15 protein-coding genes and 1 tRNA gene are annotated in these 14,113 nt (G+C 73.1%); 6 read left to right on the top strand and 10 right to left on the bottom strand.

The genetic code is table 11. The features are described from left to right. Window positions 1-3 precede the first annotated feature (3 nt). Window positions 4-792: a ferritin-like domain-containing protein gene (locus tag ACFRU2_RS21295; RefSeq protein WP_382974245.1), complete on the bottom strand. Its 789-nt coding sequence runs from the start codon at window positions 790-792 to the stop codon at window positions 4-6. 189 nt (window positions 793-981) lie between these two features. After that, complete coding sequence (locus ACFRU2_RS21290; RefSeq protein ID WP_382974243.1) at window positions 982-2,031, bottom strand: LLM class F420-dependent oxidoreductase; 1,050 nt, start codon at window positions 2,029-2,031, stop codon at window positions 982-984. Window positions 2,032-2,131: 100 nt separating this feature from the next. Between ACFRU2_RS21290 and ACFRU2_RS21285 the strand changes: the two genes are divergently transcribed. After that, a complete protein-coding gene (locus ACFRU2_RS21285) occupies window positions 2,132-3,124 on the top strand; it encodes an aldo/keto reductase (protein WP_382974241.1) in 993 nt (330 codons plus the stop codon). Next, entirely contained in the window at window positions 3,121-5,544 is a 2,424-nt protein-coding gene (locus ACFRU2_RS21280; protein ID WP_382974239.1) for a helix-hairpin-helix domain-containing protein, read from the top strand. Before ACFRU2_RS21285 ends, ACFRU2_RS21280 begins: the two co-directional genes overlap by 4 nt. Before the next feature lie 77 nt (window positions 5,545-5,621). Here ACFRU2_RS21280 and ACFRU2_RS21275 read toward each other — a convergent pair whose 3' ends face one another. Both ACFRU2_RS21275 and ACFRU2_RS21270 read right to left on the bottom strand, forming a co-directional pair. Next, a complete protein-coding gene (locus ACFRU2_RS21275) occupies window positions 5,622-6,290 on the bottom strand; it encodes a hypothetical protein (RefSeq protein ID WP_382974237.1) in 669 nt (222 codons plus the stop codon). Window positions 6,291-6,350: 60 nt separating this feature from the next. Then, the gene (locus tag ACFRU2_RS21270) at window positions 6,351-6,674 is read right to left on the bottom strand and encodes a hypothetical protein (protein WP_382974235.1); all 324 of its coding nucleotides are present in this window, start codon (window positions 6,672-6,674) and stop codon (window positions 6,351-6,353) included. Between the two features lie 156 nt (window positions 6,675-6,830). On the opposite strand from ACFRU2_RS21270, the gene ACFRU2_RS21265 reads away from it, so the two are divergent. Next, window positions 6,831-7,019: a DUF5703 family protein gene (locus tag ACFRU2_RS21265; protein ID WP_250740335.1), complete on the top strand. Its 189-nt coding sequence runs from the start codon at window positions 6,831-6,833 to the stop codon at window positions 7,017-7,019. A 38-nt stretch (window positions 7,020-7,057) separates the two neighbouring features. Here ACFRU2_RS21265 and ACFRU2_RS21260 read toward each other — a convergent pair whose 3' ends face one another. The 3 genes from ACFRU2_RS21260 to ACFRU2_RS21250 all read right to left on the bottom strand — a co-directional run bounded on the left by ACFRU2_RS21260 (window position 7,058) and on the right by ACFRU2_RS21250 (window position 9,760). Further along, window positions 7,058-7,855, bottom strand: a complete 798-nt coding sequence (locus ACFRU2_RS21260) for a chaplin (protein ID WP_382974233.1) — start codon at window positions 7,853-7,855, stop codon at window positions 7,058-7,060. Between the two features lie 176 nt (window positions 7,856-8,031). Beyond that, window positions 8,032-8,265, bottom strand: a complete 234-nt coding sequence (chpH, locus tag ACFRU2_RS21255) for a chaplin ChpH (protein ID WP_250740333.1) — start codon at window positions 8,263-8,265, stop codon at window positions 8,032-8,034. A 169-nt stretch (window positions 8,266-8,434) separates the two neighbouring features. Continuing rightward, on the bottom strand, window positions 8,435-9,760 hold the full coding sequence (locus tag ACFRU2_RS21250; RefSeq protein WP_382974231.1) for a M20/M25/M40 family metallo-hydrolase: 1,326 nt from the start codon (window positions 9,758-9,760) through the stop codon (window positions 8,435-8,437). 168 nt (window positions 9,761-9,928) lie between these two features. Here ACFRU2_RS21250 and ACFRU2_RS21245 point away from each other — a divergent pair. Both ACFRU2_RS21245 and ACFRU2_RS21240 read left to right on the top strand, forming a co-directional pair. Then, a tRNA-Leu gene (locus ACFRU2_RS21245) sits at window positions 9,929-10,016 on the top strand. Between the two features lie 92 nt (window positions 10,017-10,108). Beyond that, window positions 10,109-10,468 (top strand): zinc ribbon domain-containing protein YjdM, encoded by a 360-nt coding sequence (locus tag ACFRU2_RS21240; RefSeq protein WP_250740331.1) that lies wholly within the window; start codon window positions 10,109-10,111, stop codon window positions 10,466-10,468. A gap of 75 nt (window positions 10,469-10,543) precedes the next feature. On the opposite strand, the gene ACFRU2_RS21235 is transcribed toward ACFRU2_RS21240, so the two are convergent. Beyond that, window positions 10,544-12,115, bottom strand: coding sequence for an APC family permease (locus ACFRU2_RS21235; protein WP_382974229.1), 1,572 nt, complete (start codon window positions 12,113-12,115; stop codon window positions 10,544-10,546). Between the two features lie 121 nt (window positions 12,116-12,236). Further along, window positions 12,237-13,184 (bottom strand): hypothetical protein, encoded by a 948-nt coding sequence (locus ACFRU2_RS21230; RefSeq protein WP_382974227.1) that lies wholly within the window; start codon window positions 13,182-13,184, stop codon window positions 12,237-12,239. 228 nt (window positions 13,185-13,412) lie between these two features. Here ACFRU2_RS21230 and ACFRU2_RS21225 point away from each other — a divergent pair, with 228 nt between their 5' ends. Further along, window positions 13,413-13,844: an ASCH domain-containing protein gene (locus tag ACFRU2_RS21225; RefSeq protein ID WP_382974224.1), complete on the top strand. Its 432-nt coding sequence runs from the start codon at window positions 13,413-13,415 to the stop codon at window positions 13,842-13,844. Here ACFRU2_RS21225 and ACFRU2_RS21220 read toward each other — a convergent pair. Continuing rightward, a complete protein-coding gene (locus ACFRU2_RS21220; RefSeq protein ID WP_382974222.1) occupies window positions 13,774-14,061 on the bottom strand; it encodes a DUF6193 family natural product biosynthesis protein in 288 nt (95 codons plus the stop codon). The two genes, ACFRU2_RS21225 and ACFRU2_RS21220, sit on opposite strands and share 71 nt — an antisense overlap. Window positions 14,062-14,113: the final 52 nt, after the last annotated feature.

Raw genomic sequence — 14,113 nt, 5'->3', positions numbered from 1 at the left:
CCGCTACGCGAACTCGGCCGCCGTGGTCACCGGGCCGCCCAGCGCGTTCGAGCGGGCCGGCTCGCGCAGGGAGACCATCCGGTGCCAGCCGGCCAGCCTCTCGTACGCGTACATGCCCCGGATCCCGGCGGCCAGCGCGGCGGCCTTCGGTGCGGGCCAGTGCAGGAGCCGCCCCATGTGGCCCATGACGGCCAGGCTCACGTCCCGGTAGACGCCGATCTCGACGAGCGCGCTCTCCCGCAGCACCTGCTGGATGGTGCGGCCGTGGCCCTCCCGGGCCAGGCGCAGCAGCTCCTCGTGGCAGTAGGCGAGGTGGTTGTCCTCGTCATGGCTGATCATGCGGATGGCCTTGCCGACCTCGGGGTGGTCTCCGAAGTACTTGACCAGCATGTCCATCTGGTCGGCGGCGCGCTGTTCGGTGACCCGGCTGTGCGCGAGGTAGACGGTGATGTCGCGCTCGGTCAGGGGCTCGTCGCGGCGGAGCTTCTCGTGCGCGAGGCCGATGCCGCGGCGCTCCAGCAGCATCGTGTAGTCGGTCTCGGGCGGGACCGGAACGGGCGGCAGGCCGCGCTTGCGCAGCAGGGCGTTGAAGATCCGGCCGTGTTTGTCCTCGTCGGCTCCGTGCCGGGTGATCTTGGGTGCGAGATCGCGCATGCCTTCGGGCACCAGGGCCGCGATCCGGGCGTTCTCCCAGCCGCCCTGGGATTCCCCGCTGGCGGCGATGGAACAGAACAGCTGGAAGGAGTCGTCGTTCTCGACGATCTCCTGGAACAGGCTGCGGGCAGAGAGCATGCACCGAGTCAAACTCCGCCCGCCCGGGCGGGCAACCCGCGGGACGCGCTACTCGTCCGAATGAACGAAGCCCCCGAGATGGCCCCCGGCGCGTAACCCGGGGGCCGTCCGGCGCGTTGTCTGCTGTGTCGGCCGTGGCGGGGAAGACCCCCCGAGCCCCCACCACGGCCGCAGACTTCCGCTCCGCCCTCAGGCCAGTCCGGCGAGCTCCATGGCCTCGACACCCGCCCGCAGCGCGGCGGTGCGCTCCTCCAGGGTGAAGCCGGCCGGGGCGAGCGTCAGGGTGGTGACCCCCGCCTCGGCGTAGGCCCGCATCCCGTCGGCGATGCGCTCCACCGGGCCCAGCAGGGTGGTGGAGTCGATCAGCGAGTGCGGGACCGCGGCGGCCGCGCCCTGCTTGTCGCCGGCCAGGTACTTGTCCTGGATCTCGGCGGCTTCCTTCTCGTAGCCCATGCGCTGGGCCAGCTGGTTGTAGAAGTTCTGCTTGCGGCTGCCCATGCCGCCCACGTACAGGGCGGTGTACGGGCGGAACATGTCGGCGAGCCCTTCCACGTCCTCGCCGAGGGCCAGCGGCACGGTCGGGCAGACGTCGAAGCCGTCCATCGTCAGCCCGGCCTTCTCGCGGCCCGCCCGGATGTGGGTGAGGGCGGTGGCCTCCAGGTGCTCGGCGGCCGGGAAGATCAGCAGGGCGCCGTCGGCGATCTCGCCGGTCTGCTCGAGGTTCTTCGGGCCGATGGCGGCGATGTAGAGCGGAATGTGCTCGCGCTCGGGGTGCACGGTCAGCTTGAGCGGCTTGCCCGGCCCGCCGGGCAGCGGCAGCGTCCAGTGCTCGCCCTCGTACGAGAGCCGCTCGCGGGTCATCGCCTTGCGGACGATCTCCACGTACTCGCGGGTCCGCGCGAGCGGCTTGTCGAACTTCACGCCGTACCAGCCTTCGGACACCTGCGGTCCGGAGACGCCGAGGCCGAGCCGGAAGCGGCCCTTGGTGAGGGAGTCGAGGGTGGCGGCCGTCATGGCCGTCATGGCGGGCTGGCGGGCCGGGATCTGCAGGATCGCGGAGCCGACGTCGATGCGCTCGGTCTGGGCCGCGACCCAGGCGAGCACGGTCGGCGCGTCGGATCCGTAGGCCTCCGCGGCCCAGCAGACGTCGTAGCCGAGGCGGTCGGCCTCCTGCGCGACGGCCAGGTTGTCGGCGTCCATGCCAGCGCCCCAGTAGCCGAGATTGATGCCGAGCCGCATGTGTGGTCCCCTTGCCTGTTTACCGATCAGTAACGTGGGTCTGCGGGGACTGTAGCGCGCCCGGGTGCCCCGCGTCAGCGCCGCAGTAGTCTCAGCCCTCATGGAGCAGAGGCATCTCGGCCGCACCGGACTGCGCGTCTCCCGGATCGGTCTCGGCACACTGACCTGGGGCCGGTCGGCGGACGGACCGGACGAGGCGGAAGCGGCCGCTCAGTTGAAGACGTTCTGGAACGCGGGCGGCACGCTCGTGGACACCGCCGACGTGTACGGGGGCGGGGAGGCCGAGTACCTCCTCGGGCAGTTGATCGGTTCCGTGGTCCCGCGGCGGGACCTGGTGATCGCGACGAAGGCGGGCGGGGTCGCTGACCCGGACCGCCGTTTCGACGCCTCGCGCGGCCACCTCCTCGCCGCCCTGGACGATTCCCTGTCCCGTCTGGACACGGACTACGTCGACCTCTGGCAGGTCCACGCCTTCGACCCCTGGACCCCGCTGGAGGAGACCCTCCAGGCCCTGGACATCGCGGTGAGCAGCGGCCGGGCCCGGTACGCGGGCGTGTCGAACTTCAGCGGCTGGCAGCTCGCAAAGGCGGCGACCTGGCAGCTCGCGGCGCCGGGGGTACGGACCCGGCTGGCCTCGACGCAGATGGAGTACTCCCTGCTCCAGCGCGGCGTGGAACGGGAGGTGGTCCCGGCGGCCCTGGACCTGGGCCTGTCCCTCCTGCCGTCCTCCCCCCTCGGCCGGGGCGTCCTGACGGGCAAGTACCGGTCGGGCACCCCCGCGGACTCCCGGGGCGCCTCGGAGACCCTGGCCGCGTTCGTGGACCCCTACCTGGATGAGGCGGCGAGCCGGATCGTGGACGCGGTGGCGACGGCCGCGCACGGCCTCGCGGTGACCCCGCTCCAGGTGTCCCTGGCCTGGGTCCGGGACCGCCCCGGGGTGGCCGCGCCGATCGTCGGCGCGCGCACGTCGGCGCAGCTCGGGCAGGCCCTGTCGGTGGAGGCCCTTAGTCTTCCGGAGGAGATCCGCCGAGCGCTGGACGACGTCTCGGCGCCCGTCCACCGCTACCCCGATCACGACTGGAGCACCTTGTGAGCGACACCGCCGCCGCCGACGCCGCCACCGCGGAGGCCCCGGCGCCCGCCGCTGCCCCCACCCCGGAACCCCCGGACGGGGACACAACCGTCGCGGACGGCTCGGCCGAAGCCGGGGCCGTCGCGGACGCCTCCGGCGAGGCCGAGGCCGAGCCCCCGGCGGCGGACCACGCCCCGGCAGACCCCGAGGACACCTCCGACGGGGAGGCAACCGTCGCGGACGCCTCCGGCGAGGGCGGAGCCGCGGACCCGGACGGGGGTCCGGGGGCGGAGCCCCCGGTTTCGGGAAGGGGCGGGGTGGGGGAAAGCCCCGCAGGGCCCACCACCGGCGAAGCTGTCGCCGAGGAGGACCCCGAGACGGACGCGGAAGCGGACGCCGACCCGGAAGCGGAAGCCGCCGACGGGACTGCCGGTACCGCCGCCGCGGACGGGACCGCCGAGGCCGCGCCCCAGCTCAGCGAAGCCGCGGCGGAACTGGCCGCCCAGAAGATCGAGCGGGAGCGCATCGCCCGCCGCAAGGCGGAGCGCGAAGCCCCCGTGGAGGCCGGCGCCAAGCTCAGCGGCACGGCCGCCGACCTGCTGGCCGCCGTACGGGCCGTGGAGAGCGGCGGCAAGCCCCCCGCCGCGTTCAGCGCGCCGCCGGCGCCCCGCACGCCGTCCCCCGCGCCCGCGCCCGCCCCGGCGCGCACCCCGGCATCCGCACCCACCGCCGCACCCGCGCCGCAGGCCGCCGCCGCCCCCTCCCCCGACGCCGTCCAGGCGATCCGCGCCGTCCTGGCGCGGGGCGGAGCCCCCGAGTCACTCGCCCCGCAGGCCGCCGTCGCCCTCGGCGAGGACGCCGCCGCGCAGCTCGCCGAGTCCCCCTGGCGGCTGCTGGCCGTCGCCGGGGTCCGGCCGACCCAGGCCGACGGGTTCGCCCGCGCCCTGCTCGGCGCCGAGGCGACCGGCCCCGGGGACGAGCGGCGGGCCGCCGCCCTGGTGAGCTGGCTGCTGGCACAGGCCGCCGCCAAGGGCCACACCGTGCTGGAGGCCCCCACCCTGGAGTCGGCCCTCGCCCAGTACGGCGTGCCGGACCCCGCGCAGGCCCTGGAGGCGGCCGTCGGCGAGGGCGCCGCGCTGGCCTTCGAGGAGCCGGTCGGGCCGCCTGGCGGTGAGTACGCCGAAGAGGACGAGCAGCCCGTACGGATCCTGGTGGGCCTGGAGGGCTCCGCCATGGCCGAGGAGAGCCTCGCCGAGGGGCTGGCCCGGCTCGCCAACACCTTCACGGACCCGGCCGACTGGGACAAGGCCGCCACCGGCCCCGGCGCCGAGCTGATCCGCGCCGCCGCCGGGCACGGTCTGGTCACCCACTCCGGCGGGGAGGCCGCCCGCGCCGAGCCCCGCGCGCTGTTCGCGGCCGCCCGGGAGTTCGGCCTGCGGGTCTGCCTGGCCGCGCACGCCCCGGCCGAGGGGGCCGTCACCGTGGCGGGTCTGCTGTCCGGCGCCGAGGGCCCGGGCCGGGACGCGGACGGGCAGTTCGCACTGGACCTGCTCATCGTCCTGGACGCCCCGCAGCTGGACGTGGAGACGGCCGCCCTGCTGGTGGAGTCCGTCCCCGACGGGGCCCGCCTGGTGCTGTCCGGCGACCCCTCGGTGCTCGGCTCCGCGGGTCCCGGCCGGGTCTTCGCCGATGTGCTCGCGGCCCGCACCTGCCCGCAGCTCGTCTCCCGGATCCCGGACCCGGGCCCGATCGGCGAGCTGGTCTCCGGCATCGCGGTCGGCGAGCTGAACCAGGTCGACGCCCCCGGCAAGGAGGTCGTCATCGTCCCGGTCCGCGACGCCGGGGAGGCGGTGCACCGCACCGTGCAGCTGGTCGCCGAGTCGGTGCCCCGCGCCTTCGGGATCCCGGCGGACGCCGTCCAGGTGATCACCCCGGGCCACGGCGGCCCGGCGGGCACCCGCGCCCTCAACGCGGCCCTCAAGGAGCGGCTGAACCCGGGCCCCGGCCGGTTCGGCGGCTTCGACCCCGGTGACCGGGTGGTGCACGTGCCCTCCGCCGGGCGGGCGCTGCCGGCCCGGGTGGTGTCGGCCGACGCGCAGGGGCTGCACCTGGCCGGAGCCGCGGGCGCGCGGATCGTCGTACCGAAGGAGCGGGTGGAGTCGCAGGTGCGGCACGGCTGGGCGGTGACGGCGCACCAGGCCGTCGGTTCGCGCTGGCCCGCGGCGGTCGTCGTGCTGCCCGGGGACGCGGCTCAGGCCCTGTCCCGGGACTGGGTGTACACGGCCTTCGGCCGGGCCGAGCGGCACCTGTCGGTGGTGCACGGGGTGGACCAGGCACTGCCGCGCGCGGTCGCCGAGGTGCCGGCGAAGCCCCGTACGACCCGCCTGACGGGGCTGCTGCGGGGACTCTTCGTATCCGAGTCTGCGTCGCAGCCCGAGTAGCGGACGCGCCGCGGCCCCCGTCCCGGGTGGGACGGGGGCCGCTGTGCGTTCCGTACGGGGTGTCGCGCGGGGCGGGGTCAGGCCGTGGTCAGGCCCCGCTCGGCGGGCTCGCCGTCCCCGGCCTCCTCGTCGTCGCCCTCGTCGCCCTCTTCGTCGTCGAAGACCGAGCTGACGTCGAACCGGTGCATCACGTCCTGCGGATCGATGTGCGCGAACGGCGCACCGAGCCACTCCCCCGGTTCCGCGACCTCCTCCGAAGCGGCGATCCACAGCGTGGAATCGCCCTCCTCCAGCCCGAAGTCCTTGGCGCGGGAGGCGATTTCATCGGGCTCGTACTCGCCGAAGAGCACGCCGAGCGCATCGGCGGTGCCGCCGTCGTGGGCGAGTTCGGCCTCGCGGTCGTGCGCGACGACGCGTTCGGCCTGGGCGATCAGGCGCGCCGGTTCGACGACGGCGTAGTCGCGGCGGATGAGCACGCTGAAGGCGGCGGGCTCGGCCGGGCCGGTGTACGGGAGCCCGTCCTCGGGAGTGGGGATCTCGAACGGGGTGACCTCGTCGTAGCGGTCGTAGAGGAGCTCGTCGTACTCCTCGGCGGCGGCGGCGAGTTCGTTGAACGCGGCGTAGACGTCCGGATCATCGTCCCCGATCCTGCTCTCGACCGCGGCGAGGTGACGGTCGAGCGCGGCCTTGACCGCCTCGGCGGCGGCGCGTACCTCGGCAACAGTGGGCAGAGCGGCATCAGACATAGTGCAGACGCTATCCGTAGCAGGGCTCTGCCCGCACGCAGAATGCGAGTGAGCTGGCGCTCAGGAGCGGAGCGCCGCCTGCGGGTCCGTGTTCAGGCCGTCGGCGCATCCCACCATGAGGGAGTCCATCCGGGGCTGATCGGGGTATAGGTCCCGCAGGACTTCGGCCTTCCTGCACTGGGACAAGTCGTCCACGTAGTCGTTGGTGTTCTTCACGTAGTGGCGCTGGCCCCAGTTCCACCCGCGCCGGTACGCGTCCACGAGCGGTCCGGCCTCGACGGCGTGGGTCACGGTCACGGTGGGAGTCGGCTGAGGAGTACCGGTGGAGCATCCGGTGGCGAGGGCGGCTATGCAGACGAAGGCGGCGGCGGCTTGGGTTCTCAACGGGGTCCCGTTCGTGATCGTGGTGCTGGTGTCGGCCGCCAGTTCAGCACGTCAGGGCCCGGTGCCGCGCCCGGTGTTCAGCCTGTGAACAGGGGGCCGCCGACGGGTACAGGGCTTCATGGGCGCGCCCTTGACACCCCGAGCAGAATGGATGCGATGTCGGAATACGAATTCGTCGACCTGTACGTGCCCCGCGGGGTTCCGCGCCAGGAAACGACCCGCCTGCTGACCGAACACGCCGAGTACGGGCACTGGGAGCTCGACCGGCTGACCCTGCTTCGGGACGGCAGTCGCCGCGTGCGACTGCGCCGCCGGATCATCCGTCAGGTCCGCGCGACCTGGTGACGCGGGTCCCCGGGAGGGACCCGCGTCATGAGGCACCGTCAGGCTGCGTTGCGCGCCCGGCGGTAGAGCACGGCGCCGGCCAGCAGCATGCCCGCGGCCAGGGGCAGTCCGGCGGTGAGGACGTCACCGGAGCCCGTGGCGGCGAGTCCCCCGGCCGGGGTCGAACCGGTTCCCGTACCGGTGCCGGTCCCCTGGGCGGGGTGCGTCACCGGGGTCACCGATCCGGTGCCGGGAGCCGTACCGGTACCCGCGCCGGGCCCGGCGGGAGTTCCGGGCTGCTGCCCGGCACCCGGACCGCCGGGGGCTCCGTTGCCGCCGGGACCGCCGGGATTGCCGTTGCCACCCGGTCCGCCCGGGTTCCCATTGCCGCCGGGGCCGCCCGGGTTCCCGTTGCCTCCCGGTCCGCCCGGGTTGCCGTTGTCACCCGGACCCCCCGGGTTTCCGTTCCCTCCCGGACCGCCCGGGTTCCCGTTGCCACCCGGACCGCCCGGGTGTTCCGGATGCCCCGGGCCTGTGTCCTCGTCGCACGGTTCGTGCGGGTTGCCCGGGTGTTCGGGGTGGGTCGGGTGCTGCGGGCGGCCCGGGAGGTTCGCGCAGTGGTTTCCGAAGGCCGGGTTCAGGGCCCCCACCACCGTCACCGTGTTCCCGCAGGCGTTCAGCGGTGCGTCCACGGGGGCCTCGAGGGCGTTCCCCGACAGCAGTCCCGGTGAGTGTGCGGCACGGCCGGAGGCGCCGGAGTCCGCGTGTGCGTAGCCCCCTCCGAGCGCGAGCAGACCCCCCGCGGCCGCCATGGTGATCAAGGTCTTCCTGCCGGTGACCTGTACCTGTCGTCGCATCTGTACTTCGTCCCCTGGTGTGTGCGTCGTGCACGCGCACGCACGTGCACTCCCGGTCGGCGCACTGGCCGCTCAGGCTCCCCCGCCTGGTACGCCGAAAGATCGTCATCGGGCCCTTAAAGCCCGGCAGCCCCGGAGCGCTGGAATGCACTCCGGGGCCGAGAACTTCAGAAACGTCAGGCGTTGACGCAGGTGTTGCCGAAGGCCGGGTTCAGCAGGCCGATCACGGAGATCGTGTTACCGCAGACGTTCACGGGAACGTGGACCGGAACCTGGACGACGTTGCCGGACAGGACACCGGGCGAACCGATGGCCGCACCCTGGGCACCAGCGTCGGCGACAGCCAGACCCGCACCCGCGAGAACCAGACCACCGGTGACAGCCGCAGCGGCGGCAACCTTCTTGAGCATTGTTCCTCCTAGTAGGCAAGCGCGGTCCCAGCCGCGGACCGCACCACCTGTAACGAGGAGGGATCACCGGGGCTACGAGCGTATGAGTGCATTCACTCTTCTCAGTGGATTCCGCACACCTTCCCGATTCCCGTGCGTTAGGTACGCCCCCTTCGGTCGCCCGCGCGCCTCAGGACTCGTCGATGAACCGGTCGAGCACCCGGACGCCGAACTTCAGACCCTCCACCGGCACCCGCTCGTCCACCCCGTGGAACATCCCGGCGAAGTCCAGCTCCGGCGGAAGCTGGAGCGGGGCGAAGCCGAAGCAGCGGATCCCGAGGTCGTCGAAGGACTTGGCGTCCGTACCGCCGGAGAGCATGTACGGGACCGCGCGGGCGATCGGGTCGTGCGCCTTCAGGGCGGTCTGCATGGCGTCCACGAGCTTGCCGTCGAAGGCCGTCTCCAGCGCCTTGTCCGCGTGGACGTCCTCGCGCTTCACGCGCGGCCCGAGGATCCGGTCGAGGTCGGCGAAGAACTCCTCCTCGTAGCCCGGCAGGAAGCGGCCGTCCACGTGGGCGGTGGCCTGGCCGGGGATGACGTTGACCTTGTAGCCGGCGCCGAGCATGGTCGGGGCGGCGGAGTTGCGCAGGGTCGCGCCGACCATCTTGGCGATGCCGCCGAGCTTGGCGAGCGTGGCGTCCATGTCGTCCGGGTCCAGCGGGGTGCCCAGCGCGTCCGAGAGCTCGTCCAGGAAGTGCCGGACGGTCTTGGTGACCCGCACCGGCCAGGTGTGGCGGCCCAGGCGGCCCACGGCCTCGCAGAGCTCGGTGATGGCGTTGTCGTTGTTGGTCATGGACCCGTGGCCGGCGGTGCCCTCCACCGTCAGGCGCATCCAGTGCATGCCCTTCTGGGCGGTCTCCACCAGGTACAGCCGCAGGTTCTCGTTCACGGTGAACGAGAAGCCGCCGACCTCGCCGATCGCCTCCGTGACCCCCTCGAAGAGGTCGGGGTGCTTGTCGACGAGGTACCGGGCGCCATAGGTGCCGCCCGCCTCCTCGTCCGCGAGGAAGGCCAGCACGATGTCGCGCGGGGGCTTGCGGCCGCTGCGCATGCGGTCGCGGACGACGGCCAGCGTCATCGCGTCCATGTCCTTCATGTCGACCGCGCCGCGGCCCCACACGCAGCCGTCGGCGATCTCGCCCGCGAAGGGGTTGTAGGTCCAGTCGGCGGCGTTGGCCGGGACCACGTCGGTGTGCCCGTGGATCAGCAGGGCCGGCCGCGAGGGGTCCTCGCCCTCGATCCGCGCCACGGTCGAGGCGCGTCCCTTGTGCGATTCGAAGATCTGCGGCTCCAGCCCGACCTCGGCGAGCTGCTCGGCGACCCACTCGGCCGCCTTGCGCTCGCCGGGTCCCGAGTGGTCCCCGTAGTTGCTGGTGTCGATCCGGATGAGGTCCCGGCAGAGGTCGACGACCTCGTCCTCGCCGGAGACTGTCCTGCCCGCGCCCGATTCGCTCACGCTGCTTCCTCCCACTGATCAGTACCGAACTGACTCCATCCTCGCGCCCCGGGCCGCTTCCCCCAAGGGCCATCCCCGGCCGCCGGGGGGTGTGATCGAGGACCCCGGAATGTTTGGTAATGTTTTCCACGTCGGAACGGCCCGCGAGGGACGCGAGACAGACACCTTGTCCGGGTGGCGGAATGGCAGACGCGCTAGCTTGAGGTGCTAGTGCCCTTTATCGGGCGTGGGGGTTCAAGTCCCCCCTCGGACACCAAGCGAAAACCCCACTTCACGTGGGGTTTTCTGCGTTGGGCGGCAGATTCGGTGCAGAGGATCCCGGTGGGCGGTTCGGGATATTCTGTCCGGGTGAACGAGAATCTTCCTCCTTGCCCGAAATGTTCCTGTGAGTACACCTACGAGATGAACGCGCTCGTGGTGTGCCCCGAGTGCGGTCACGAGTGGGTGCCCGCCGAGGGCGGCGCCGAGGGTGGCGCGGACGCCGGGGAGCAGGTCGTGAAGGACGCCGTCGGGAACGTGCTGAGCGACGGCGACACCGTGACCGTCGTCAAGGCGCTCAAGGTCAAGGGCAGCCCCTCGGGGATCAAGGCCGGCACCAAGGTGCGCAACATCCGGCTCATCGACGGGGTCGACGGGCACGACATCGACTGCAAGATCGACGGCTTCGGTGCCATGCAGCTGAAGTCCAGCGTGGTCAAGAAGGCCTGAGCCGTACCGGACGCACGAAGAGGGGCCCCGCCGTGGCGGGGCCCCTCTTCTTCTGCTTCGTACGTCTCCTACGGATCAGCCGCGCGGGGCCGGGATCGCGGCTTCGGCCGACTCGGCCGCCTGGTCGAGGCGGAAGGCCTCGTTGCCCAGGCCGATGCGGGCGTGCACCGCGGGGCGGCCGGAGCGCAGGAAGAGGCCGTACGCCAGGCCCACGAGCGCGGCGGCGGCGATGATGCCGGGCAGGGCCCAGCTCAGCGCGGAGCCCTCCTGGGCGCCGACCAGGACGCCGAAGTCCTTGACCGTGTAGACGGCGATGGCGAGCAGCGCGAGGCCGGCGAGGCCCGCCGCGCCGAGCCGCCAGAGCTGGGCGCCGGCGGTGCCGCGGCGGACGAAGAAGGCGATGACCGCGAAGGAGGCGGTGGCCATGAGGAGGGTCACGCCGAGGGCGCCGACGCTGCCCATCCAGGTGAACAGGTGCAGGACGGGCACGGTGGGGTCGCCGGCCGGCGTGTCGTCGGTGAACGCGAAGGCCAGGACGACCACGACGGAGATCACGGTCTGCAGGAGCGAGCCGGTGGCGGGGGCGCCGGTGCCCTTGTTGGTGCGGCCGAAGGCTGCCGGGAGCAGTCCCTCGCGGCCCATGGCGAAGGCGTAGCGGGCGACGACGTTGTGGAAGCTGAGCATCGCCGCGAACATGCCGGTCACGAACAGGACGTGCAGGACGTCGGTGAAGGTGGTGCCCAGGCGGCTCTCGGTGAGCTGGAAGAGCAGGCCGGGGCCGGCCTCGGCGGAGGCCTTGACCACCTCGCCGGGGCCGGTGGCGACGGAGAGGGCCCAGGCGCTGAGGGCGAAGAAGAGGGCGACGAAGCCGACGGCGAGGAACATCACCCGGGAGACGACGATGTGCGGCTTGCTGGTCTCCTCGGCGTACACCGGGGACTGCTCGAAGCCGACGAAGGCGGCGATGCAGAAGCACAGGGCGGTGCCGAGGCCCGCGCCGGTGAGGGTCTCGGGGTTGAAGGCGTGCAGCGAGAGGCCTTCGGGGCCGGGCTTGCCGAGGGCGGCGACGTCGAAGACGACGACGAGGAGCACCTCGATGAGCAGGAGGACGCCGAGGACCTTGGCGTTGAGGTCGATCTTCAGCCAGCCGAGCGCGCCGGTGAGGGCGACGGCGGCCAGGGCCGGTATCCACCAGGCGAGTTCGGTGTCGAGGTAGGTGGCGAAGAGGCCGGAGATCTCGAAGCCGAGGATGCCGTAGACGCCGACCTGCATGGCGCTGTAGGCGACGAGGGCGACGAACGAGGCGCCGGCGCCCGCGGTGGGGCCGAGTCCGCGCGCGATGTAGGCGTAGAAGGCGCCGGCGTTGTGGACGTGCCGGCTCATCTCGGCGTAGCCGACGCTGAAGAGGGCGAGGACGGCGCCGAGGATCACGAACAGCAGGGGCTGCCCGACGATGCCCATGACCCCGAAGGTGGTGGGCATGACGCCCGCGACGACCATCAGGGGCGCGCTCGCGGCGAGCACGGAGAGCAGCAGGCCCGCGGTGCCGAGGCGGTCGGCGCGCAGGGCCCGGTCCTGGCCCTTGTACGTACGGATCTCGGCCTGGCCGGCCGGGTCGGTGAGCGTGGTGGATCTGCCCGTCGGCATGGCGGGGGTGTCCTTTCAGGTGGGGACTGAGCGGCACTTGCTGAGCGGTACGTGCTGAGTGGTTCTGGCCGGGCGGTACTGGCTGAAGCTCTTCGTGCTGGCGGTACGGGCCGAGCGGAGGTCAGGCGGTGCCGAGCGCGGCGCTGCGTGCGGCGAGGAAGGCCTTGTGCGGGTCGCGGTCCGGGTAGGACCAGGGGGCCTGGGTGGCGTGGCTGCCGATGCGCTGGAAGAGGGCGGCGGCCTCGGCGGGGCGGCCCTCGCAGAGCTTGGCGTGGGCGAGGAAGTTGAGGTCCACCCGGTTGCGGGGGTGGTCCTCGCGCTCCCACTCCAGCCACCAGTCGAAGGCCGAGCGCAGCACCTGGCGGGCGCGGCGGCCGGACCAGTGCTCGGCTCCGGCGTCGGGGCCGTGGCCCTGCCCGGCGGCGAGGACGCGGTAGCGCTCGGCGTGGGCGATGACGGGGAGGACGGCGAGCGGGGAGTCGGCCGGGGACTCCTCGGCGGCCCAGGCGGCGAAGTCGTAGACCTCGTGGAGCGGGTCGCTGCCTGCGGAGGGGGCGCGTTCGGCCAGTCGGGAGACCATCAGGTGGTGGGCGTGGTGGTGTTCGCGGTGGCGGGCCCGGACCTGGTCGAAGTGGCGGCTGAACTCCTCCTCGGTACCGAAGGCACGGGTGAGGAGCAGCAGGCCGAGCCAGGGGGTGGGGTCGGCCGGGAGCAGGGCCGCGGCGCGACGGCAGGCCTCCTCGGCGGCCTCGGGGGTGCCCTTGCGGCGCAGGGCGCCGAAGACGGCCGCGCAGGCGAGGAGGGTGACGGCGTCGGCGCTCTCCGGTTCGGCGAGGAGCCATTCGCGGGCCCATGCGGTGGCGGCCGGGGTTTCGGCGAGGACCACGAGCCGGTGCCCCCGGCGGTCCCAGTCGTCCCCGGTGGCGACGAGGAGGGAACGGGCCTTGGCCCAGCGGCCCTGGGTGAACTGCGCGCGCACGTCGACGAGTTCCGTGTCGCAGAGGGCGGGGTCGAAGAGCTGGGCGTCCCGCTTGCGGGCGCGGCCGAGGGGCGGCGGAGGGGGCGACATCCGCGGTTTTCCCTCCAGGACGCGGGCGGTTGGGCGGTGTGGCTGGAAGATCACGCACAGCAAAGCGGTACGCACAGCTCCGCGTCAAGGTCCAGTCCACCGGGTGGCTCGTTTCAACTGGTCTTTCGGGCGGGCGAGTTGGCGCGCTTGTGACGGTTCGCGGCATGTTTCCGGCCGGACGCGTCCCGGTGCGGGCCGGGCCGCCCGCAGGACCGTAGGCTGGGTTCCATGACGGCCTACGCAGACCTCCCGCCCATCGAGTTCGCCTTCCCCGGGCCGCTGCGCGACAGGCTGGTGGCGGCCGTACTGAGCGGCGCCAAGACCACGACCACGGGCGTCCTGGCCGATTACGAGGCGGCGGGGGACCCGCTGCCCGTGGCGGGCGAGCGGATGGTGATCGTGGACTCCGCCGGGCGTCCGGTGGGTGTCCTGGAGGTGACGGACGTACGGGTCCTGCGGCTGGCGGACGTGGACCTGCGGCACGCGCTGGACGAGGGCGAGGGGTTCACGTCAGTGGCCGAATGGCGTTCGGGTCACGAGGAGTTCTGGCACGGCCCGCAGATGCGGGAGGCCGTCGGCGACCCGCACTTCACGGTCGACGACGACACCCCGGTCGTGGCGGAGCGGTTCCGCCTGGTGACCCGCCTGCCCCTGCCGTAGGGATCCTTGCCGGTGGCGCCGGATCAGGGAGCGGCGTCGGGCGCGTCCGCCGGCAGTGCGGCGACCACGAGGGAGATCGCCTCGGCCGCGCCCGTGGCCTCCCCGGCGACAGCACGCGCAGCCGGGGTTCGGCGAAGGCGGCTTCGACCAGGTCCCGGATGCCCGACCGGTCCCGGACGGCGATCCGCTCGCGCAGCCCCCGCCACCGCTCCTCCACGGTGTACCCGAGGCCGTCGCTCGGATACTGCGGGGCGGGCCCGGAGGTCCGG

It is taken from the genome of Streptomyces sp. NPDC056883 (genome assembly GCF_042788835.1).
GTDB lineage: Bacteria > Actinomycetota > Actinomycetes > Streptomycetales > Streptomycetaceae > Streptomyces > Streptomyces stoeckheimensis.
The sequence above is the reverse complement of the archived record's forward strand: the minus strand, read 5'-3'. Positions and strand labels throughout refer to the sequence as shown.